Source organism: Pseudomonas sp. P5_B2, from assembly GCF_056400445.1.
The window spans coordinates 1-19,789 of record NZ_JBFULH010000048.1; the positions used below are offsets into that span (position 1 = coordinate 1).

A 19,789-nucleotide genomic window follows, 5' to 3' on the forward strand; every position below is an offset into this window, starting at 1 on the left:
GCTTTTAACAGCTTCCATCTTGCTTTCACAAGACTCTCGGAAGTGGTGGGTGATGACGGGATCGAACCGCCGACATTCTGCTTGTAAGGCAGACGCTCTCCCAGCTGAGCTAATCACCCGTTTGCATCTCCGAGGCCGCGAAATTTACGCAGGTACCGAACCTAAGTCAATAGCAGGATTGAAGTTTTTTCAAAATCAGCTGCAAGGGGCAAGCTTCAAGCCACAAGTGGAAGCCGTCACGAGTGAAGCTGGCATAACACAGTCGCGCTTTTACTTGCAGCTTGAAGCCTGAAGCTGTTTCTCACTGCTCATAAATCATCTTCTTGGTCATGCCACCATCGACCACAAACTCCTGCCCCGTGACAAAACCGGCATTCTTCGACAGCAGCCACGCCACCATCGCCGCGACATCCTCGACCGTCCCCACCCTGCCCGCCGGATGCTGGGCATGATCGGCATCGGTCAGAGGCTCGGCACGTCGCACAGAAGGGTCTCGCGTGTCGATCCAGCCAGGGCTGACCGCATTCACACGTATTTCCGGCCCAAGGCTGATCGCCAATGCGTGAGTCAGCGCTAACAGACCGCCCTTGCTCGCCGCGTAAGCCTCTGTATCGGGCTCCGACTGCCCCGCGCGGGTCGAGGCCAGGTTGACGATTGCACCGCTGTGCGCTCGCAGGTACGGCGCGCAGTGCTTGGCCAACAGCATCGGCCCAMTGAGATTCACCGCCAACACGCGGTTCCAGTAGGCCAGATCGAGGCTTTCCAGCGTAATGTTGTGCGGATCGGCCACCGCCGCGTTGCACACCAGCGCATCCAGTCGCCCGAACTGCCCAAGAACCTCTGCAACACCCAGCGCCACCTGCCCTTCGTTCGAGACGTCCATGGCGATAAACCAGGCGTTGTCACCCAGCACCTTCGCCACCTTCGAACCGCGCACCCGATCCAGATCGCTCAGCACCACTTGCCAGCCTTCGCTGATCAACCAGGCCGCAATCCCCAACCCAATGCCGCGCGCCGCACCGGTGACCAGTGCAACACGACCATTGGCCCCGGCTGTCGGCGTGGACAACTCGATCACAAGGCCGCCAACCCGCGTGCCAGGTCGGCTTGCAGGTCAGCGACGTCTTCCAGGCCGACCGCAATGCGGATCAGGCTGTCACGAATACCTGCCGCTTCACGCTCTTGCGGTGCAAGACGACCGTGAGAGGTGGTGCTCGGATGGGTGATGGTGGTCTTGGTATCACCAAGATTGGCCGTGATCGAAATCAGGCGGGTCGCATCGATAAAGCGCCAGGCGCCCTCTTTGCCGCCCTTGACCTCGAAACTGACCACCGCTCCGAAACCTTTCTGCTGGCGCTGAGCCAGTTCGTGCTGCGGATGGCTTTTCAGGCCGGCGTAATGGACTTTTTCGATACCATCCTGCTGCTCCAGCCATTCGGCCAGTTGCTGGGCGTTGGCGCAATGCGCCTTCATCCGCAGGTTCAGGGTTTCGAGGCCCTTGAGGAAAATCCAGGCGTTGAACGGGCTGAGGGTTGGCCCGGCAGTGCGCAGGAAACCGACCACCTCTTTCATCTGTTCGCTGCGACCAGCCACGACACCACCCATGCAACGGCCCTGGCCATCGATGAATTTGGTTGCCGAATGCACGACGATGTCCGCACCCATTGTCAGCGGCTGCTGCAATGCCGGGGTGCAGAAGCAGTTGTCGACGACGAGCATCGCGCCTTTTACGTGCGCAATCTCCGCCAGCGCGGCGATGTCCACCAACTCAGCCAGCGGGTTCGATGGCGACTCGACAAAAAGCAATTTGGTGTTGGATTTGATCGCCGCATCCCAACCGGACAAGTCCGCCAGAGGTACGTAATCGACTTCGATGCCAAAGCGCTTGAAGTACTTTTCGAACAGGCTAATGGTCGAACCGAACACGCTGCGAGAAACCAGCACATGATCCCCGGCGCTGCACAGGCTCATCACCACCGCCATGATCGCGGCCATGCCGGTGGCAGTGGCCACGGCTTGCTCGGCACTTTCCAGAGCAGCAATACGCTCTTCGAACGCACGCACGGTCGGGTTTGTGTAGCGAGAGTAGACATTGCCCGGCACTTCACCGGCAAAGCGTGCCGCCGCGTCGGCAGCGGTACGGAATACGTAGCTGGAGGTGAAGAACATCGGATCACCGTGTTCGCCTTCCGGCGTGCGGTGCTGACCGGCGCGTACGGCCAGGGTATCGAACGCTACGCCTTCAAGGTCGCTGTCCAGCCGACCGGCATCCCAATCCTGACTCATGCTTTCACTCCTTGCCTTGCTTCTTGATATAGAGAGTCTTTAGTAGATACAAAACCGGCCCCTCAGGGCCGGTAGTTACTCAGTTGTTGTACAGATCGATGATCGCACTGACTGCCTGCGTCTTGACCTTGGAGGCATCGTTACGTGCCTGCTCGATCTTGTTCAGGTATGCCTCATCGACGTCGCCGGTGACGTAATGGCCATCGAACACCGCGCAATCGAACTTGTCGATCTTGATCTTGCCGCCACCGACCGCTTCAATCAAGTCAGGCAAGTCCTGATAGATCAACCAGTCAGCGCCGATCAGGTCGGCCACGTCCTGGGTCGAACGGTTGTGGGCGATCAGCTCGTGAGCGCTCGGCATGTCGATGCCGTAGACGTTCGGGTAACGAACGGCCGGTGCGGCGGAGCAGAAGTAGACGTTTTTGGCGCCGGCTTCGCGAGCCATCTGGATAATCTGCTTGCAGGTCGTGCCGCGAACGATCGAGTCGTCCACCAGCATGACGTTCTTGCCACGGAATTCCAGCTCGATCGCGTTGAGCTTCTGGCGTACGGATTTTTTCCGTGCAGCCTGGCCCGGCATGATGAAGGTCCGGCCGATGTAGCGGTTCTTCACGAAACCTTCGCGGAACTTGACGCCCAAGTGGTTGGCCAGCTCCAGGGCCGCGGTGCGGCTGGTGTCGGGGATCGGGATGACCACGTCGATGTCGTGATCAGGACGCTCACGCAGGATCTTCTCGGCGAGTTTCTCGCCCATGCGCAGACGGGCCTTGTAGACCGAAACACCGTCGATGATCGAGTCCGGACGCGCCAGGTAGACGTGTTCGAAGATGCACGGGGTCAGGGACGGGTTGGTCGCGCATTGACGGGTGTGCAGCTTGCCGTCTTCAGTGATGTAGACCGCTTCGCCTGGTGCCAGGTCGCGAATCAGGGTGAAACCGAGCACGTCCAGGGAGACGCTTTCGGAGGCGATCATGTACTCGACGCCTTCGTCGGTGTGACGCTGACCGAAGACAATCGGGCGGATGCCGTGCGGGTCGCGGAAACCGACGATGCCGTAACCGGTCACCATTGCCACGACTGCGTAGCCGCCGACGCAACGGGCGTGCACGTCAGTAACAGCGGCGAAAACGTCTTCTTCGGTTGGCTGCAACTTGCCGCGCTGGGCCAGTTCGTGAGCGAACACGTTCAGCAGGACTTCCGAATCGGAGTTGGTGTTGACGTGACGAAGGTCAGATTCGTAAATCTCCTTGGCCAGCTGTTCAACGTTGGTCAGGTTACCGTTGTGCGCCAACGTGATGCCGTACGGCGAGTTGACGTAAAACGGTTGAGCTTCGGCCGAGGTCGAGCTGCCTGCGGTCGGGTAACGCACATGGCCAATGCCCATGTGGCCGACCAGGCGCTGCATGTGACGCTGATGGAACACGTCACGCACCAGTCCGTTGTCCTTGCGCAGGAATAACCGGCCATCATGGCTGGTCACGATACCGGCAGCGTCCTGGCCGCGGTGCTGGAGCACGGTTAGCGCGTCATACAGCGCCTGATTGACGTTCGACTTACCGACGATACCGACGATGCCACACATGCGACGCAACCCCTACTTAATGGATCTGAACTGAACAACACTCACTGAGGCGTTTTGGCCATCGGCAAGAGTTGCTCCTTGAACGGTATCTCAGCGGGTACGCTGATACCGCTGGCAAGCCACTGACTGCTCCACCCGAGAATCAGGTTTTTGGACCAGTCTGCAACCAATAGAAATTTTGGCACGAGCTGTGACTCTTTCCACCACCCGTCCTGCTGTACCGGCCCCAGGCTCAACAGCCCGACCGCCACGACCACCAGCAACACGCCACGCGCTGCACCGAAGGCCATGCCGAGGAATCGATCGGTCCCGGAAAGCCCGGTGACGCGAACCAATTCGCCGATAAGATAATTGACCATTGCGCCTACGATTAACGTGGCGACAAACATGATTGCACAGCCCGTGATCACACGAGCCGACGGCGTTTGGATGTATCCGGCGAGGTACTCGGACAATGAACCACCGAACATCCAGGCAACGGCTCCTGCAATGATCCAGGTCACCAGCGACAGCGCTTCTTTGACGAAGCCTCGGCTCAGACTGATCAATGCGGAGATGGCGACGATTGCAACGATCGCCCAGTCAACCCAGGTAAATGGCACAGTGCAGCCTACAGACGGATAAGGCGGCGCATTTTAGCAGAGCCCATGCTGATCGGTAAGCGGCGATTGTCAGTGCATTTCAAATCGGGGCGATAGTTTTTAACCGCGTTCGGGCTGGAAGCGCACGACAAACCCCTTGAGGTTATGTTGGCGACTCAACAAGTCGCGCAAACGATCGGCTTCGGCACGCTCGATCAGTGGTCCGACGAACACCCGATTCTTGCCATCGGCCGAGCGGATATAGGCGTTATAGCCTTGGCTACGCAGGGTTTTCTGCAAGCTTTCCGCGCTTTGGCGATTCGACAGGCTGGCCACTTGAATCGACCAGCTGATCGACAGGCCATTGGCATCGATGCGACTTTGCGTGGTATCCGGCCTGGCTGGTGCAGCCGCGATTGGCTGAGTGGGCGGCGTCGTAGACTTGGCAGTTGGCGCAGGTGCCGTGACAACCGGTTTGGCGACAGGCGCCGGAGTCACAGGTACAGCCGGCGCAATGGGCGCCAATGGCGCTTCCTGCTGAGCGATTTCATCATCGCTCGGCACAGGCTCTTGAGGCAGCGCCTGCGGCTCAGGCACCGCTACTGGCTCGACCTGCACTTGCGGCAGCTCCGGCGCATGCGGCATCGCCGGTGCATCGACCGTCACCTGACGCTGCTCATCCTGACGGGAAAACAGCATCGGCAGGAAAATCACCGCCAGCGCTACCAGCACGAGCGCGCCGACCATGCGTTGTTTGTAGGCCTTATCCAGCAATGCCATTTGCCGCTTCCTCCGTGGAGCGCCGGGCCAACCAATCAAGGGCCTCGGCGACACAATAAAATGAACCGAACAACAGTATCTCGTCGTCGCTCGTCGCCAGCGCGCTCTGCCCTTCCAGGGCTGCCGCCACGCTGTCATAGGACGTTACCGACGCGCCAAGGTTCTGCAAAGCAGCCTGCAAATCGGCAACCGGGCGCGCGCGAGGCGAGTCCAGCGGCGCGACCGCCCAATGCTGGACACTAGCACTCAATTCACCGACAACACCATCCAGATCCTTGTCAGCCAGCAAACCGAACACCGCCAGACGCTTGCCGGTCGGCGGACGACTGGCCAAGCGGCGAGCCAGGTACTCGGCTGCATGCGGGTTATGGCCCACGTCCAGTAACAGGTTCAGGCGCTTGCCCTGCCAGTCGAACTGACGACGGTCGAGACGCCCCACCACCCGCGTCGATTTCAGCGCATCAATAATCTGTGCATCCACCCACGGCAACCCGAGCAGCAGATAGGCCTGCAGGGCCAACGCGGCGTTTTCCATCGGCAGATCGAGCAACGGCAAATCGTGCAACTCGACCACTCGCCCTTGAGCATCAAGCCCGCGCCATTGCCAATTGTGATCAGTCACGCCGAGATCGAAATCGCGGCCGCGCAGGAAAAACGGGCAAGCCAGCTCGCGCGTCTTGTCCAGCAGCGGCTGTGGGGGATTCAGATCACCACAGAGCGCAGGCGCGCCCTGACGGAAGATGCCGGCCTTTTCAAAGGCCACAGACTCACGGGTATCACCCAGATAATCCGCATGATCGACGCCAATGCTGGTGACCAGCGCCATGTCGGCATCTACCACATTGACCGTATCCAGGCGCCCGCCCAGACCGACTTCCAACACCACGGCATCGAGACCGGCTTGCTGAAACAGCCAGAACGCCGCCAGGGTGCCCATTTCGAAATAGGTCAGGGACGTATTGCCACGACCGGCCTCGACTGCGGCGAAGGCTTCGCACAACGCGGCGTCCGTGGCTTCGACACCGTTGACCTGCACCCGCTCGTTGTAACGCAGCAGATGCGGAGAATTGTAGACACCGACGTTCAGGCCCTGCGCCCGCAGCAACGAAGCCACGAATGCGCAGGTTGAACCCTTGCCGTTGGTGCCGGTGACCGTGATCACCCTGGGCGCCGGCTTGCCCAGCCCCATGCGGGACGCTACCTGCTGCGAACGCTCCAGGCCCATGTCGATGGCCGAAGGGTGCAACTGCTCAAGGTAGGCGAGCCACTCGCCAAGGGTGCGCTCGGTCATACGTTCGCAGGTACCGGCGGAACCACGATCGGCTCGATTGGCGCAGCAACGAATGTCGGCGTCGGCAGCCCCATCATTTGTGCCAGCAGATTGCCCAGACGCGGACGCAGCTCCTGACGGTGAATGATCATGTCGATGGCACCGTGTTCCAGCAAGAATTCACTGCGCTGGAAGCCTTCCGGCAGCTTTTCACGCACGGTTTGCTCGATCACGCGCGGGCCAGCGAAGCCGATCAGGGCTTTTGGCTCACCGACGATGACATCACCGAGCATCGCCAGGCTGGCGGAAACGCCGCCGTAGACCGGGTCGGTCAACACCGAGATGAACGGAATGCCTTCTTCACGCAGACGCGCCAGCACCGCCGAGGTCTTGGCCATTTGCATCAGGGAGATCAGGGCTTCCTGCATCCGCGCGCCACCGGAAGCGGCGAAGCAGATCATCGGGCATTTCTTTTCCAGCGCGTAATTGGCAGCGCGAACAAAACGCTCACCAACGATGGCACCCATCGAACCACCCATGAAGGAAAATTCGAAGGCTGCCACCACAACCGGCATACCCAACAAGGTGCCAGTCATGGAGATCAGTGCGTCTTTTTCGCCGGTCTGCTTCTGGGCAGCGGTCAGGCGATCCTTGTACTTTTTGCCGTCACGGAATTTCAGACGGTCAACCGGCTCCAGGTCCGCGCCCAGTTCGGCACGACCTTCAGCGTCGAGGAAGATATCAATGCGGGCGCGGGCGCCGATACGCATGTGGTGGTTGCACTTCGGGCAAACATCCAGGGTCTTTTCCAGCTCCGGACGGTACAGCACAGCCTCGCAAGACGGGCATTTGTGCCACAGACCTTCAGGCACCGAGCTCTTCTTGACCTCGGAACGCATGATCGAAGGGATCAGTTTGTCTACTAACCAGTTGCTCATGCTTTCTTTCTCCAGTACCGGCGGCCCGAACGCTCTGGTTCGCAGCCCCGCGTATGCCCTTGAGCTAAATTCATATATGTGGCGATGATCGTTCGGGTGGCCGGGTCAGTGAAAGCGACCTGCGTACAACCCGTAAATCCTCAGCCATGCCTGCTTTGTGCAGGTGCACCTCTTGTGTACACAGCAGTGGACGGCGGCAGTCTGCCAGCCGTCACATCATCGGTTGGTTCAAAAAATCGCAGCCTCGTTTCACTCGACCGCTCCCACAACCGCCTTGATGAACGCCTGAATCTTCGCGTGATCCTTGATGCCCTTGCTCGCCTCGACCCCGCCGCTGACATCCACCGCATAAGGCCGAACCCGGGCAATCGCGCCGGCGACGTTATCGGGGGTCAAACCGCCCGCCAGAATGATCGGCTTGCTCAGGCCTTGCGGTATCAGAGACCAGTCAAATGCTTCACCCGTTCCGCCCGGCACACCTTCAACGTAGGCGTCGAGCAGGATACCGCTGGCGCTGGGGAACGCATCGCAGGCTGCGGCGATATCGTCACCCGCCTTGACCCGTAGCGCCTTGATGTACGGACGATGCCAGCCTTCACACTCGGAGGCCGTTTCGTCACCATGGAACTGCAACAGGTCCAGCGGCACGGCATCGAGCAACTCGCCCAGCTCGCAACGACTGGCGTTGACGAACAATCCCACGGTGGTGACAAACGGCGGCAGCGCCTTGATGATGTCGCGCGCCTGTTGGAACGTCACGGCCCGGGGGCTTTTGGCGTAAAACACAAATCCGATCGCATCGGCCCCAGCCTCGACCGCCGCCAACGCATCTTCTATGCGGGTGATCCCGCAAATCTTGCTGCGAACGGCAGACATGTCGATAAATCCTCAGGGCAATTCCGGGAAAGTCCCGGATGGTAACAAATGCGTTCGAGGGCGTCAGCCGTCAAGTTCCGTGAAACCGGTCAGGAAGTGTGGGCCAATGTAACGCTCGGGCAATTGGAATTCATCCCGATACTCGACTTGAACCAGATACAGGCCGAACGGATGCGCCGTCACTCCGCCGGAACGGCGAATGCGGCTCTCCAACACTTCCTTCATCCACTCCACCGGACGCTCGCCGGTACCGATGGTCATCAGCACGCCCGCAATGTTGCGCACCATGTGGTGCAGGAACGCACTGGCGCGGATGTCCAGCACGATCATCTTGCCGTGACGCGTGACCCGCAGGTGATGCAGTTCCTTGATCGGCGACTTGGCCTGGCACTGCCCGGCACGGAACGCACTGAAATCATGGGTACCCACCAGGTACTGCGCCGCTTCGGCCATGCGCTCGACGTCCAGCGGGCGGTGATTCCAGGTGATTTCTTCGTTGAGGTGCGCCGGACGGATCTGATCGTTGTAGATCACATAGCGGTAGCGCCGTGCGATGGCTTTGAACCGTGCATGAAAATGCGCCGGCATGACCTTGGCCCAGCTGACGCTGACGTCGTGCGGCAAATTGATATTGGCGCCCATGACCCAGGCCTTCATCGAACGCTCGACCTGCGTGTCGAAATGCACTACTTGACCACACGCATGCACACCAGCGTCCGTTCGTCCGGCGCACAGCAACGACACCGGTGAATCGGCGACTTTGGACAAGGCTTTCTCAAGGGTTTCCTGCACCGTGAGCACGCCGGAGGCCTGGCGTTGCCAGCCACGATAGCGCGAGCCTTTGTATTCAACGCCCAATGCGATCCGGAAAAAGCCATCGGCCGCCAGTTCGGCAGCCGGATTATCTATATTTGCCAAGGGGTGACAGCCTGCTGATGTGCGCAAAGGCGGGCATTATAAGGCTGCTGGACCGGGACGCCAGAGGCGTGTGTTTTTTGTTTATTGGCCTCAACATCCCTGTTGGCTGTGATGGACTCATCGCGAGCAGGCTCGCTCCCACATTGAAATACATCCCCCTGCGGGAGTGAGCCTGCTCGCAATAGCCATAGACCCAACACCGCTGACCCACCGCGATAACAAAAACGGCAGCCTCAATGGGCTGCCGTTTTATTTACTGCTGATTGATCACTCAAGCCAGATGCGAAAGCATTTCCTTGGCTTCGCTCCTCTGCCCGACATCGCCCTCGGTCAGCACCTCATTGAGGATGTCCCGTGCGCCGTCGCTGTCGCCCATGTCGATATAGGCCTGGGCCAGATCGAGCTTGGTAGCGACCTCATCCGTACCGGAGAGGAAGTCGAAGTCCGGCTCGTCAGCCGCCGAGGCCATGGCATCTTCTGCGGTAAAGCTTGGCTCGCCAATGCTCGGGGACAAACGATCCAGCTCGGCGTCGACCTCACCCGGTTCAAACTCAAAGGACTCTGGAATGTCAGCGGCACGAGGCTCCGCCGGTATCGCATCCATTTCATCAGCCAGCGACAAATCAAAATCGGCAGGCAGCTCCAGATCGTCTTGCGGCACTTGCGGCACGACAGGCAAATCCTTCACGCCTTCGTCCAACTCCAGCAAGAAGTCGTCTTCAGCGAGGATGGCCGGCGACGGATCTGCGCCCAGATCCATGTCCAGATCGAAATCYGACAGGTCGTCGAGGTTTTCCTTGATTGCGGTTTGCTGCTGCAATACCGATTCAAAGCTCAAATCGTCATCCAGCGGAAACTCGTCCAGCTCAGTCAAAGCGTCTGCTTCTGGCGCAACCGCAGCAGGTGAAGCGGCTTCCAGGTCGTCCAGGCTCAAGTCAAAAGCGCTGTCGAATTCATCATCGGCAGGTGCCGGAGCTGGAGCTTGCGGCTCGTCCAGCAGCAGGTCTTTGACGTACTGAGCGTCCAGTTCTGCAGCGATGGCCGCTGCGGCCAGACCACTTGCGGCGACCACGGCCATGGCCGGGAAGCGTGCCTTGAGTTTTTCAACCTGGGCGAAGTTGTCGCCGTTGGCGACCAGTTGGCGTTCCTGGCCCACGAACGCATCACGGTCGCCCTGTTGACCGTAAACCTCCATAAGCTTCAAACGCAGCTCACTGCGCTGCGGTTCTTGCTTGATGCCGTCTTCCAACAAGGTGGCAGCCTGGCTCAGGCGACCGGCGGTGATGTGCGACTGCGCCCTGCTCAGCACATCCTCATCACGCTCGGCGGCAGGCGATACCAGCGGTGCCGCTATTGGCGCAGTTACCACAACCGGCGCAATCACTGGCTCTGGCTCTGGCGTTGGAGCGGGGGTCGGTGCAGTGGCGAGTTTTGCGCTCGGTGGCGCAACATCCAGGTCGTCGAAGCTGCTTTGCGACAGGTCGCTGTCAAAGGATAGATCCTGCCCTTCTGACAGGGCACGGGCCATGCGCAGATGTTTCTCGGCTTCTTGCTGAGCTTTGCGGCGACGTGCCAGCAACAGCAGCAAGAGCGCCAGAACCACCGCACCGCCACCTATCAGTCCCAACAGGAATGGATTGGTCAGCAGCTCGTTGAATTTCTGGTTGTCGGAGACAGCCGGTGCTGGCTCGGTTGTCGGTTCGGCAGGAGCAGCTTCTGGCGCAGCTGCTGCCGGAGCCGGTGCTACTTCAGCCGGAGTTGTCGCAGGGCTGGTTGCCAACTCAGCCGATAGGGCCGGAGCAGCCGTTTCAGCAGATGCATCCGCAGCACCTTCGGCCTGCAACTTGGCCAATTGATTGTTCTTCAGCTCGATCAGGCGTTGCAGCTTGTCCATCTGACTTTGCAGATCAGTCATGCGGCTTTTCAGTTCAGCGTTGTCACGACGGGTCGTGTCGAGGCTTTCCTGGGTGACGGCCAGCTTGTTGCCCAGGTTTTTGGCATCGCCCGCTGCGCCCTTACCACCCGCCTTGCCCGATTCGGCAGAAACCAGGCTCAGCTTGTCCTGGGTGGCTTGTGCAGTAGCGGTGTCAGCGTTGCCACGATTGGTGGCATCGAGTTGTTGCTGGCCGGTGCCGGGCTTCGCCACATAACGACGACCCTGGCGCCAAGCAGTGTTCTGCGCGGACACTTCAGCGATTGCCTTGGGATGCGGCAGGCTGGTGGTTTGCGCCTGATCCGGCAGACGCAGAACCTGACCGGTTTTCAGGCGGTTGATGTTGCCGTCGATAAAGGCATCCGGATTCAATGCCTGGATGGCCAGCATGGTTTGCTGAATCGAGCCACCGTTGCGCGCCTTCGCGGCGATTTCCCACAGAGTATCGCGCGGTGCGGTGGTGTGCTGAGCCGGCTGGGTGGCACCGGTCACGGGGGCCGTGACGGCCTGAGTCGGCGCAGGCTGCGCAGCCGCTTCAGCGGTCTGCGGCGAGAATTTGGACGGATCGAGCAGCACGCTGTAATCGCGCAACAGGCGACCGTTTGGCCACATCACTTGAACCAGGAATTTCACCATGGGTTCGGACAGTGGTTTGCTGGAAGTCACACGCAGGATGCTTTTACCACTGGCGTTGAGCACCGGCGTAAAGGTCAGGTCATTGAGAAATGCCTGGCGATCAACGCCGGCCTTGGCAAAGTCTTCGGGTGAGGCCAKGCTCGGCACGACTTCGGCAGCCGTAAGGTCCTTGACATCAAGCAGCTCGATTTCCGCCACTAAAGGTTGGTTCAGCGTCGACTTCAGGGTCAATTCCCCGAGCCCGAGGGCATGTGCCATGCCGGAGGACAGCGCCGAGGCGGCCGCAATTGCTAACACCAGTTTGCGAACTTGAACCATAGCCTCATCCTTTGTTTGAACATTCCTCGGCCAGCGAGAAGGTCTTGATAGTCGCTGCCGTAAGGCATTGCGCGCGGCATCGACGTGTCATTGCGCGCGATTATTTCTTGCAGTACCTCGCAAAGCCCCGCTGGGCGGCTTTCTTGCAGCACTGCGGCCAAGCCTGACGCTCGGCTGAAAACATTGTGCGAATTGTTGCCAATTATCTTTTACAGCAGGTCTTTTATCAACAATTCAGCCACTTGCACAGCATTGAGCGCCGCGCCTTTGCGTACGTTATCTGACGTCAGCCACACATTAAGTTCCGACAGGTCGTCGATACCGCTGCGAACCCGACCAACGTACACCACGTCCTGCCCCACCGCATCGCCCACCGCGGTCGGATAATCGCCGGCCTCGACCAGTTCAATACCGGGCGCATCTTCCAGCGCCGCGTTGACTTTCGCCAGGTCGACAGCGCTCGCTGACTGCAAGGTCACACTAAAGCTATCGCCAAAAAACACCGGGGCTTGAATGCAAGTGACGGAAATCTTTAATGACGGCAACGCCAACACCTGCCGCAGCTCGCGCACCAAGCGTTTTTCCAGCAGCGTATGGCCTTGCTCATCCGGCTTGCCGACCTGAGCCAGCAGGTTGAACGCCATTTGCCGATCAAAGAACGTCGGCTCCAGAGGACGCACGTTCAGCAGCTCGGCGGTTTGCCGGGCCAGCTCCGTCACCGCTTCGCGACCTTGGGCGGAGACCGCCAGGCTGGCGGTCACGTTGACCCGTTGCAGATCGATCACCCCAAGCAACGGCGCCAGCACCACGGCCAAGGTGGTGGCTGACGGGCTCGGGCTGCTGACCTGGAAGGGTTTTTTCAATCCCGCCAACACCTCGGCATTGGCTTCCGGTACCACTTGCGGTGCCTGATCAGCCGACAAAGCACCAGACAAGTCGATCAACGAGCAACCGGCGGCGCTGGCGCGCGAGGCGAAACTGAGGGTCACCGCCGGGCCAGCCGCGAAAAACACCAACTGGACCTTGCTGAAATCGAACTCATCGACTTCCCGCACCCGCACATTCTTGCCGCGAAACGGCACCGAATGCCCGGCCGACTCGCTGCTCGCCAGCAAATGCAGGTTGGCGACCGGAAAATCGCGCTCTTCAAGAATCTGCACCAGCGTTTCGCCGACAGTTCCGGTGGCGCCGATCACGGCGATATCAAAGGACTGGCTCATGGTTCTACCTCAGGCGAAACGGGGGAGCGGCACTTTACCGGGTGGGTGGCGTGCAGGCAATTCGCACCTCCCCTGATCATTCCCACGCTCCGCGTGGGAATGCATCCCCTGACGCTCTGCGTCACATAAAGAACCGGGACGCGGAGCGTCCCAGGCGGCATTCCCACGCAGAACGTGGGAACGATCGGAGGAATAAAAAAACCCGCACCTCTTTCAAGGCGCGGGCTCTTTTATTGCTTCAACCAATCAACGCTCAAGCAGAATCCGCAGCATGCGACGCAGCGGTTCGGCCGCGCCCCACAGCAGTTGGTCGCCGACGGTGAAGGCACCGAGGAATTGCGAACCCATGTTCAGCTTGCGCAGACGGCCAACCGGCACGTTCAGGGTGCCGGTGACCTTGGTCGGGCTCAGCTCCTGCATGCTGATGTCGCGGTTGTTCGGTACCAGTTTCACCCAAGGGTTGTGCTGGCTGATCAACCCTTCGATATCGGCGATCGGCACGTCTTTGTTCAATTTGATGGTCAGTGCCTGGCTGTGGCAGCGCATGGCGCCGATGCGCACGCAGATGCCGTCGACCGGGATCGGGCTCTTGAAGCGACCGAGGATCTTGTTGGTCTCGGCCTGGGCCTTCCACTCTTCGCGGCTTTGACCGTTCGGCAGTTCCTTGTCGATCCATGGGATCAGGCTGCCGGCCAGCGGTACACCGAAGTTTTCGGTCGGGTACGCTTCACTGCGCATGGCCTCGGCCACACGACGGTCGATGTCGAGGATGGCGCTGGCCGGGTCAGCCAGTTGATCGGCGACAGCTGCGTGGGTCGCGCCCATTTGCTTGATCAGTTCACGCATGTTCTGCGCGCCCGCACCGGAGGCCGCCTGATAGGTCATGGCGCTCATCCACTCGACCAGACCGGCTTCGAACAGACCGCCCAGGCCCATCAGCATCAGGCTGACGGTGCAGTTGCCGCCGATGTAGTTCTTGGTGCCGGCATCCAGCTGCTGGTCGATGACCTTGCGGTTGACCGGGTCCAGGACGATGACTGCGTCATCCTGCATGCGCAGGCTGGAAGCAGCGTCGATCCAGTAACCCTGCCAGCCGGCTTCGCGCAGCTTGGGGAATACTTCGCTGGTGTAGTCGCCACCCTGGCAGGTCAGAATCACGTCGAGGGTTTTCAGCTCTTCAATGCTGTAAGCGTCCTTGAGCGGAGCAATGTCCTTGCCCACGGACGGGCCTTGGCCACCGACATTGGAAGTGGTGAAAAACACCGGCTCAATAAGATCGAAATCCTGCTCTTCCAGCATCCGCTGCATGAGCACGGAACCGACCATACCGCGCCAACCGATCAGACCTACACGTTTCATCGCAACTACACCTTCTTAAAAAAGTGGGCCGCTGCTTTCGAAGTTGAAAGTGGCAGCGGGCCCGAGAGATTACAGATTCCGCAGCGCCGCGACTACTGCGTCGCCCATTTCTTGCGTACCGACTTTAGTGCAACCCGTCGACCAAATATCGCCCGTGCGCAGGCCCTGGTCCAGCACCAGGCTCACGGCTTTCTCGATGGCATCGGCCGCAGCCTGCTGGTTGAAGCTGTAACGCAGCATCATCGACACCGACAAAATGGTCGCCAGCGGGTTGGCAATGCCCTTGCCAGCGATGTCCGGGGCCGAACCATGGCATGGCTCGTACATGCCCTTGTTGTTGGTGTCCAGGGACGCCGACGGCAGCATGCCGATGGAACCGGTGAGCATCGAGGCCTGGTCGGACAGGATATCGCCGAACATGTTGTCGGTGACGATCACGTCAAACTGCTTCGGTGCACGCACCAGCTGCATGGCGGCGTTGTCGACGTACATGTGACTCAGTTCGACTTGCGGGTAATCCTTGGCCACTTCCTCGACGATTTCACGCCACAGCTGGCTGGACGCCAACACGTTAGCCTTGTCCACCGAGCACAGCTTCTTGCCGCGCACCATGGCCATGTCGAAACCGACGCGGGCAATGCGGCGGATTTCGCTCTCGCTGTATGGCAGGGTGTCGTAGGACTGACGCTCGCCGTTTTCCAGGGTTCGGGTGCCGCGTGGCGCGCCGAAGTAGATACCGCCGGTCAGTTCGCGAACGATCAGGATGTCCAGGCCAGCCACGATTTCCGGTTTCAGGCTCGAAGCCTCGGCCAGTTGCGGGTACAGGATCGCCGGACGCAGGTTGCCGAACAGGCCCAGTTGCGCACGGATTTTCAGCAGACCGCGTTCAGGGCGGATGTCACGCTCGATGGTGTCCCATTTCGGGCCGCCCACGGCGCCCAGCAGCACAGCGTCGGCTGCGCGGGCACGCTCCAGGGTTTCGTCGGCCAATGGCACGCCGTGCTTGTCGATGGCCGCGCCGCCGATCACGTCGTGGCTCAGTTCGAAGCCCAGGCTGTACTTGTCGCTGGCCAGTTCCAGCACCTTGACCGCTTCGGCCATGATTTCCGGGCCAATACCGTCACCTGGGAGAATCAGAATCTGCTTGCTCATGCTTTCCTCGTGTCATCAGTCGGTGCGCCCTTGGCGCACCCGGAAAAATTCTATCGCCCGGAGCTTATCGTTCTGCAATCAGCACCAGCACATCGGTACTGAACGAGCCGTCGGCCTCAATCTCGAAATATTCGCGTACTTCATTGCCCATCGACTGCTGCAACTCGCGGATGGCCGCACGCATCACTTCAGGTGTACGCATACGCTCAACCCAGCTGTTGTACTCCAGACGCAGCCGTTGACGCGTGGTGCTGCGGGTATGCAACCCCGCTTCACTGACCTGACGCAACCACTCGCCGGCGGAATAATCGCGCACATGGCTGGTGTCGCGCAGCACTTCGACGCTTTGCAGGTAAGTGTCGAACAACGGACTGCCCGGTGACAACACATCGACGAACGCCGCCACGCCACCCGGCTTCAGCACTCGACGAACTTCCCGCAGCGCCAGGCCGAGATCGCTCCAATGGTGCGCCGAATAACGGCTGAACACGAAGTCAAACTCGCCATCGGCGAATGGCAGGCGCTCGGCGGCACCGAGGACCGTCGATACGTTGCCCAAGCCACGATCAACGGCAGCACCGGCGACCACGTCGAGCATCTGTTGGGACAGATCGTAGGCCACCACTTCCTTGACCAGCGAGGCCACATGAAAACTCACATGGCCGGCGCCGCAGCCCAGGTCCAGTACTCGAGCATCGCCCTGCCCGGCCAGTTCGGCCTGTAGCAGCGCAAATTCGGTGCCTTGAGCGTGAACGGCGCTGCTCAGATAGGCCGCGGCCTGTTCACCGAATTGCTTTTGGACGACCTGGGTGTGCTGGGCGGTGCTGGTCATGGGGACTTCCTTTTGGGGGGTGAGCCTTGTGGTGTCTGTTCTGCCGTCTTCGCAAACAAGCCCGCTCCCACATTGATAGCGTGAGCTCCGAAGATCAAATGTGGGAGCGGGCTTGCTCGCGAAGAGGCCGGCCCTACCTATATCAATTTCGGATCAATCAAGCGTCGCGAAACAACCAAGGCTGGCTCGCACGGTGCTTGGCCTCAAACGTTGCAATCGCCTCATGGTCCATCAACGTCAGGCCGATATCGTCCAGACCGTTCAGCAGGCAATGCTTGCGAAAGGCATCAATTTCAAAGTGATGCACCTTGCCGTCCGGGCGGGTCACGGTCTGGGCTTGCAGATCAACCTGCAACTGATAGCCAGGATTCGCTTCAACCTGCTGGAACAGCTCATCCACTTCAGCGTCGCTCAAGATGATCGGCAGCAAGCCGTTCTTGAAGCTGTTGTTGAAGAAGATATCGGCGTAGCTCGGCGCGATGATGCTGCGGAAACCGTATTCTTCCAGCGCCCATGGCGCGTGCTCACGGCTGGAGCCGCAACCGAAGTTCTCGCGGGCCAGCAACACGCTGGCGCCTTGATAACGTTCGGCATTGAGGACGAAGTCCTTGTTCAGCGGACGTTTGGAGTTGTCCTGATACGGCTGCCCCACGTCCAGATAACGCCATTCATCGAACAGGTTCGGGCCGAAACCGGTGCGCTTGATCGACTTCAAAAACTGCTTCGGAATGATCTGATCGGTATCGACGTTGGCACGATCCAAAGGCGCGACAAGACCAGTGTGCTGGGTAAAAGCTTTCATGCTGCGCTCCTTTAGATCAATTCACGGACGTCGATGAAACGACCGTTTACAGCAGCGGCGGCGGCCATCGCCGGGCTGACGAGGTGAGTGCGACCACCGGCGCCCTGACGGCCTTCGAAGTTGCGGTTGGAAGTCGAAGCGCAATGCTCGCCCGACTCCAAACGGTCCGGGTTCATCGCCAGGCACATCGAGCAACCCGGCTCACGCCATTCAAAACCGGCCTCGAGGAAAATCTTGTCCAGCCCTTCTGCTTCGGCCTGCGCCTTCACCAGACCCGAGCCCGGCACGACGATGGCCTGCTTGATGGTCGACGCGACTTTGCGGCCCTTGGCGATCACGGCAGCGGCGCGCAAGTCTTCAATCCGCGAGTTGGTGCAGGAGCCGATAAACACGCGATCGAGCTGAATGTCGGTGATCGCCTGATTGGCGGTCAAACCCATGTACTTCAAGGCGCGCACGATCGAGTCACGTTTGACCAGGTCCATTTCTTTCGCAGGATCCGGAACGTTCTGATCGACCGCCAACACCATCTCAGGCGAAGTACCCCAGCTGACTTGCGGCTTGATCTGGGTAGCGTCGAGTTCAACGATGGTGTCGAACGTGGCGTCCTTATCCGACACCAGGTCTTTCCACGCTTCGACGGCCAAGTCCCATTCCGCGCCTTTCGGGGCGAATGGACGGCCCTTCACATAGGCCACGGTTTTTTCGTCCGCCGCCACCAGGCCTACGCGAGCGCCGGCCTCGATGGACATATTGCAGATGGTCATGCGGCCTTCAACCGACAAGTCACGAATCGCGCTACCGGCGAATTCAATGGCATGGCCGTTACCGCCAGCGGTGCCGATTTTGCCGATCACGGCGAGGACGATGTCCTTGGCCGTCACGCCGAACGGCAATTGGCCTTCGACCGACACCAGCATATTCTTCATTTTCTGGGCGACCAGGCACTGAGTGGCGAGCACGTGCTCGACCTCGGAAGTACCGATACCGTGAGCCAGGGCACCGAACGCACCGTGGGTTGAGGTATGGGAGTCGCCGCAGACCACGGTCATGCCCGGCAAGGTTGCGCCCTGTTCCGGGCCGATGACGTGGACGATGCCTTGGCGAATGTCGTTCATCTTGAATTCGACAATGCCGTATTCATCACAGTTGTCGTCGAGGGTCTGAACCTGCAAACGCGAGACCTGATCGACAATGGCTTCGATGCCGCCCTTGCGCTCCGGTGTGGTCGGTACGTTGTGGTCCGGGGTCGCGATGTTGGCATCGATGCGCCAAGGCTTGCGCCCGGCCAGACGCAGGCCTTCAAAGGCTTGCGGCGAGGTCACTTCGTGGATGATGTGACGATCGATATAAATCAACGCCGAGCCATCGTCGCGCTGTTTGACCAAGTGCGAATCCCAGAGCTTGTCGTAGAGCGTTTTGCCGGCCATCAGACGGTTCCTCATCAGCTTGTTTCTATGCCCTGGGCTTTGAGCAATTCAATAACCCCTTGGCTTGTGAGGTCGATCCTAGGGSGTTACATTAAATAACTCAAATTCATATTTTTTATGCTTTGGATAACCAACTGGAATACAACGATGGATCTTGCCAACCTCAATGCCTTTATCGCGATTGCCGAGAGCGGGAGCTTCTCCGGCGCCGGCGAACGGCTGCACCTGACGCAGCCGGCGATCAGCAAACGTATTGCCGGACTGGAACAGCAATTGAAGGTGCGGCTGTTTGATCGCCTGGGCCGTGAAGTCGGCCTGACCGAGGCCGGCCGCGCCCTGCTGCCACGGGCTTATCAGATACTGAATGTGCTGGACGACACCCGGCGCGCCCTGACCAATCTGACCGGCGAAGTGTCCGGCCGCCTGACCCTGGCCACCAGTCACCACATCGGTTTGCACCGTTTGCCACCCTTATTAAGGGAATTCACCCGGCGTTACCCACAAGTGGCGCTGGATATTCAGTTCCTCGATTCGGAAGTGGCCTACGAAGAAATCCTCCATGGCCGCGCGGAACTGGCGGTGATTACGTTGGCGCCGGAGCCGCACACGCTGGTCAAGGCGACACCGGTGTGGGACGACCCGCTCGATTTCGTGGTCGCCCCGGAGCATTCGCTGATCAGCAACGGCCCGGTGAATCTGGCAGACATCGCCCTGCATCCGGCGGTTTTCCCTGGCGGCAACACCTTTACTCATCACATCGTTCAGCGCCTGTTCGAGGCGCAGGGCTTGACACCGAACATCGCCATGAGCACGAATTATCTGGAAACGATCAAGATGATGGTCTCCATCGGCTTGGCCTGGAGCGTATTGCCG

17 protein-coding genes and 1 tRNA gene are annotated in these 19,789 nt (G+C 59.8%); 1 reads left to right on the forward strand and 17 read right to left on the reverse strand.

Translation table 11 applies throughout. The features are described from left to right. Positions 1–43: 43 nt before the first annotated feature. From AC1DRJ_RS07605 to leuC, 17 genes are all read right to left on the reverse strand, one after another. Positions 44–119 (reverse strand) — tRNA-Val (locus AC1DRJ_RS07605). Between the two features lie 182 nt (positions 120–301). After that, positions 302–1,078, reverse strand: a complete 777-nt coding sequence (locus AC1DRJ_RS07610; protein ID WP_477801566.1) for an SDR family oxidoreductase — start codon at positions 1,076–1,078, stop codon at positions 302–304. Next, the gene (locus AC1DRJ_RS07615; RefSeq protein ID WP_223511460.1) at positions 1,075–2,286 is read right to left on the reverse strand and encodes an O-succinylhomoserine sulfhydrylase; all 1,212 of its coding nucleotides are present in this window, start codon (positions 2,284–2,286) and stop codon (positions 1,075–1,077) included. Before AC1DRJ_RS07615 ends, AC1DRJ_RS07610 begins: the two co-directional genes overlap by 4 nt. 79 nt (positions 2,287–2,365) lie before the next feature. Next, positions 2,366–3,871, reverse strand: a complete 1,506-nt coding sequence (gene purF, locus AC1DRJ_RS07620) for an amidophosphoribosyltransferase (protein WP_477801567.1) — start codon at positions 3,869–3,871, stop codon at positions 2,366–2,368. A 41-nt stretch (positions 3,872–3,912) separates the two neighbouring features. Continuing rightward, a complete protein-coding gene (locus AC1DRJ_RS07625) occupies positions 3,913–4,473 on the reverse strand; it encodes a CvpA family protein (RefSeq protein ID WP_477801568.1) in 561 nt (186 codons plus the stop codon). 99 nt (positions 4,474–4,572) lie between these two features. After that, positions 4,573–5,232, reverse strand: coding sequence for an SPOR domain-containing protein (locus AC1DRJ_RS07630; protein ID WP_477801569.1), 660 nt, complete (start codon positions 5,230–5,232; stop codon positions 4,573–4,575). After that, a complete protein-coding gene (gene folC / locus AC1DRJ_RS07635) occupies positions 5,216–6,523 on the reverse strand; it encodes a bifunctional tetrahydrofolate synthase/dihydrofolate synthase (RefSeq protein WP_477801570.1) in 1,308 nt (435 codons plus the stop codon). Before folC ends, AC1DRJ_RS07630 begins: the two co-directional genes overlap by 17 nt. After that, positions 6,520–7,440 carry an acetyl-CoA carboxylase, carboxyltransferase subunit beta gene (gene accD, locus AC1DRJ_RS07640; RefSeq protein ID WP_477801571.1) on the reverse strand — a complete coding sequence of 307 codons (921 nt, stop codon included), beginning with the start codon at positions 7,438–7,440 and terminating at the stop codon, positions 6,520–6,522. Before accD ends, folC begins: the two co-directional genes overlap by 4 nt. Positions 7,441–7,689: 249 nt before the next feature. Further along, a complete protein-coding gene (locus tag AC1DRJ_RS07645; RefSeq protein WP_477801572.1) occupies positions 7,690–8,316 on the reverse strand; it encodes a phosphoribosylanthranilate isomerase in 627 nt (208 codons plus the stop codon). Between the two features lie 63 nt (positions 8,317–8,379). Then, positions 8,380–9,234 carry a tRNA pseudouridine(38-40) synthase TruA gene (gene truA / locus AC1DRJ_RS07650; RefSeq protein ID WP_477801573.1) on the reverse strand — a complete coding sequence of 285 codons (855 nt, stop codon included), beginning with the start codon at positions 9,232–9,234 and terminating at the stop codon, positions 8,380–8,382. 271 nt (positions 9,235–9,505) lie between these two features. Continuing rightward, positions 9,506–12,121 carry a motility hub landmark protein FimV gene (locus AC1DRJ_RS07655; protein ID WP_477801574.1) on the reverse strand — a complete coding sequence of 872 codons (2,616 nt, stop codon included), beginning with the start codon at positions 12,119–12,121 and terminating at the stop codon, positions 9,506–9,508. 209 nt (positions 12,122–12,330) lie between these two features. Beyond that, entirely contained in the window at positions 12,331–13,341 is a 1,011-nt protein-coding gene (locus AC1DRJ_RS07660) for an aspartate-semialdehyde dehydrogenase (RefSeq protein ID WP_477801575.1), read from the reverse strand. A 246-nt stretch (positions 13,342–13,587) separates the two neighbouring features. After that, positions 13,588–14,700 (reverse strand): aspartate-semialdehyde dehydrogenase, encoded by a 1,113-nt coding sequence (asd, locus tag AC1DRJ_RS07665; protein ID WP_477801576.1) that lies wholly within the window; start codon positions 14,698–14,700, stop codon positions 13,588–13,590. A 69-nt stretch (positions 14,701–14,769) separates the two neighbouring features. Continuing rightward, on the reverse strand, positions 14,770–15,852 hold the full coding sequence (gene leuB, locus AC1DRJ_RS07670; RefSeq protein WP_477801577.1) for a 3-isopropylmalate dehydrogenase: 1,083 nt from the start codon (positions 15,850–15,852) through the stop codon (positions 14,770–14,772). A gap of 64 nt (positions 15,853–15,916) precedes the next feature. Then, positions 15,917–16,684 (reverse strand): class I SAM-dependent methyltransferase, encoded by a 768-nt coding sequence (locus tag AC1DRJ_RS07675; RefSeq protein WP_477801578.1) that lies wholly within the window; start codon positions 16,682–16,684, stop codon positions 15,917–15,919. 157 nt (positions 16,685–16,841) lie between these two features. Further along, positions 16,842–17,486 (reverse strand): 3-isopropylmalate dehydratase small subunit, encoded by a 645-nt coding sequence (gene leuD / locus AC1DRJ_RS07680; RefSeq protein ID WP_477801579.1) that lies wholly within the window; start codon positions 17,484–17,486, stop codon positions 16,842–16,844. Positions 17,487–17,497: 11 nt separating this feature from the next. Continuing rightward, entirely contained in the window at positions 17,498–18,916 is a 1,419-nt protein-coding gene (gene leuC / locus AC1DRJ_RS07685) for a 3-isopropylmalate dehydratase large subunit (protein WP_477801580.1), read from the reverse strand. 147 nt (positions 18,917–19,063) lie between these two features. Between leuC and AC1DRJ_RS07690 the strand changes: the two genes are divergently transcribed. Next, positions 19,064–19,789: LysR family transcriptional regulator (locus AC1DRJ_RS07690; protein WP_477801581.1), on the forward strand; the 726-nt coding region annotated here is incomplete at its 3' end.

Excerpts from the sequence above, each read along its gene's own strand:
- AC1DRJ_RS07630 (WP_477801569.1), bottom strand. The coding sequence starts at position 5,232 with ATGGCATTGCTGGATAAGGCCTACAAACAACGCATGGTCGGCGCGCTC.
- folC (WP_477801570.1), bottom strand. The coding sequence starts at position 6,523 with ATGACCGAGCGCACCCTTGGCGAGTGGCTCGCCTACCTTGAGCAGTTG.
- leuC (WP_477801580.1), bottom strand. The coding sequence starts at position 18,916 with ATGGCCGGCAAAACGCTCTACGACAAGCTCTGGGATTCGCACTTGGTC.
- AC1DRJ_RS07615 (WP_223511460.1), bottom strand. The coding sequence starts at position 2,286 with ATGAGTCAGGATTGGGATGCCGGTCGGCTGGACAGCGACCTTGAAGGC.
- AC1DRJ_RS07645 (WP_477801572.1), bottom strand. The coding sequence starts at position 8,316 with ATGTCTGCCGTTCGCAGCAAGATTTGCGGGATCACCCGCATAGAAGAT.
- leuB (WP_477801577.1), bottom strand. The coding sequence starts at position 15,852 with ATGAGCAAGCAGATTCTGATTCTCCCAGGTGACGGTATTGGCCCGGAA.
- purF (WP_477801567.1), bottom strand. The coding sequence starts at position 3,871 with ATGTGTGGCATCGTCGGTATCGTCGGTAAGTCGAACGTCAATCAGGCG.
- AC1DRJ_RS07660 (WP_477801575.1), bottom strand. The coding sequence starts at position 13,341 with ATGAGCCAGTCCTTTGATATCGCCGTGATCGGCGCCACCGGAACTGTC.
- accD (WP_477801571.1), bottom strand. The coding sequence starts at position 7,440 with ATGAGCAACTGGTTAGTAGACAAACTGATCCCTTCGATCATGCGTTCC.
- leuD (WP_477801579.1), bottom strand. The coding sequence starts at position 17,486 with ATGAAAGCTTTTACCCAGCACACTGGTCTTGTCGCGCCTTTGGATCGT.
- AC1DRJ_RS07675 (WP_477801578.1), bottom strand. The coding sequence starts at position 16,684 with ATGACCAGCACCGCCCAGCACACCCAGGTCGTCCAAAAGCAATTCGGT.
- asd (WP_477801576.1), bottom strand. The coding sequence starts at position 14,700 with ATGAAACGTGTAGGTCTGATCGGTTGGCGCGGTATGGTCGGTTCCGTG.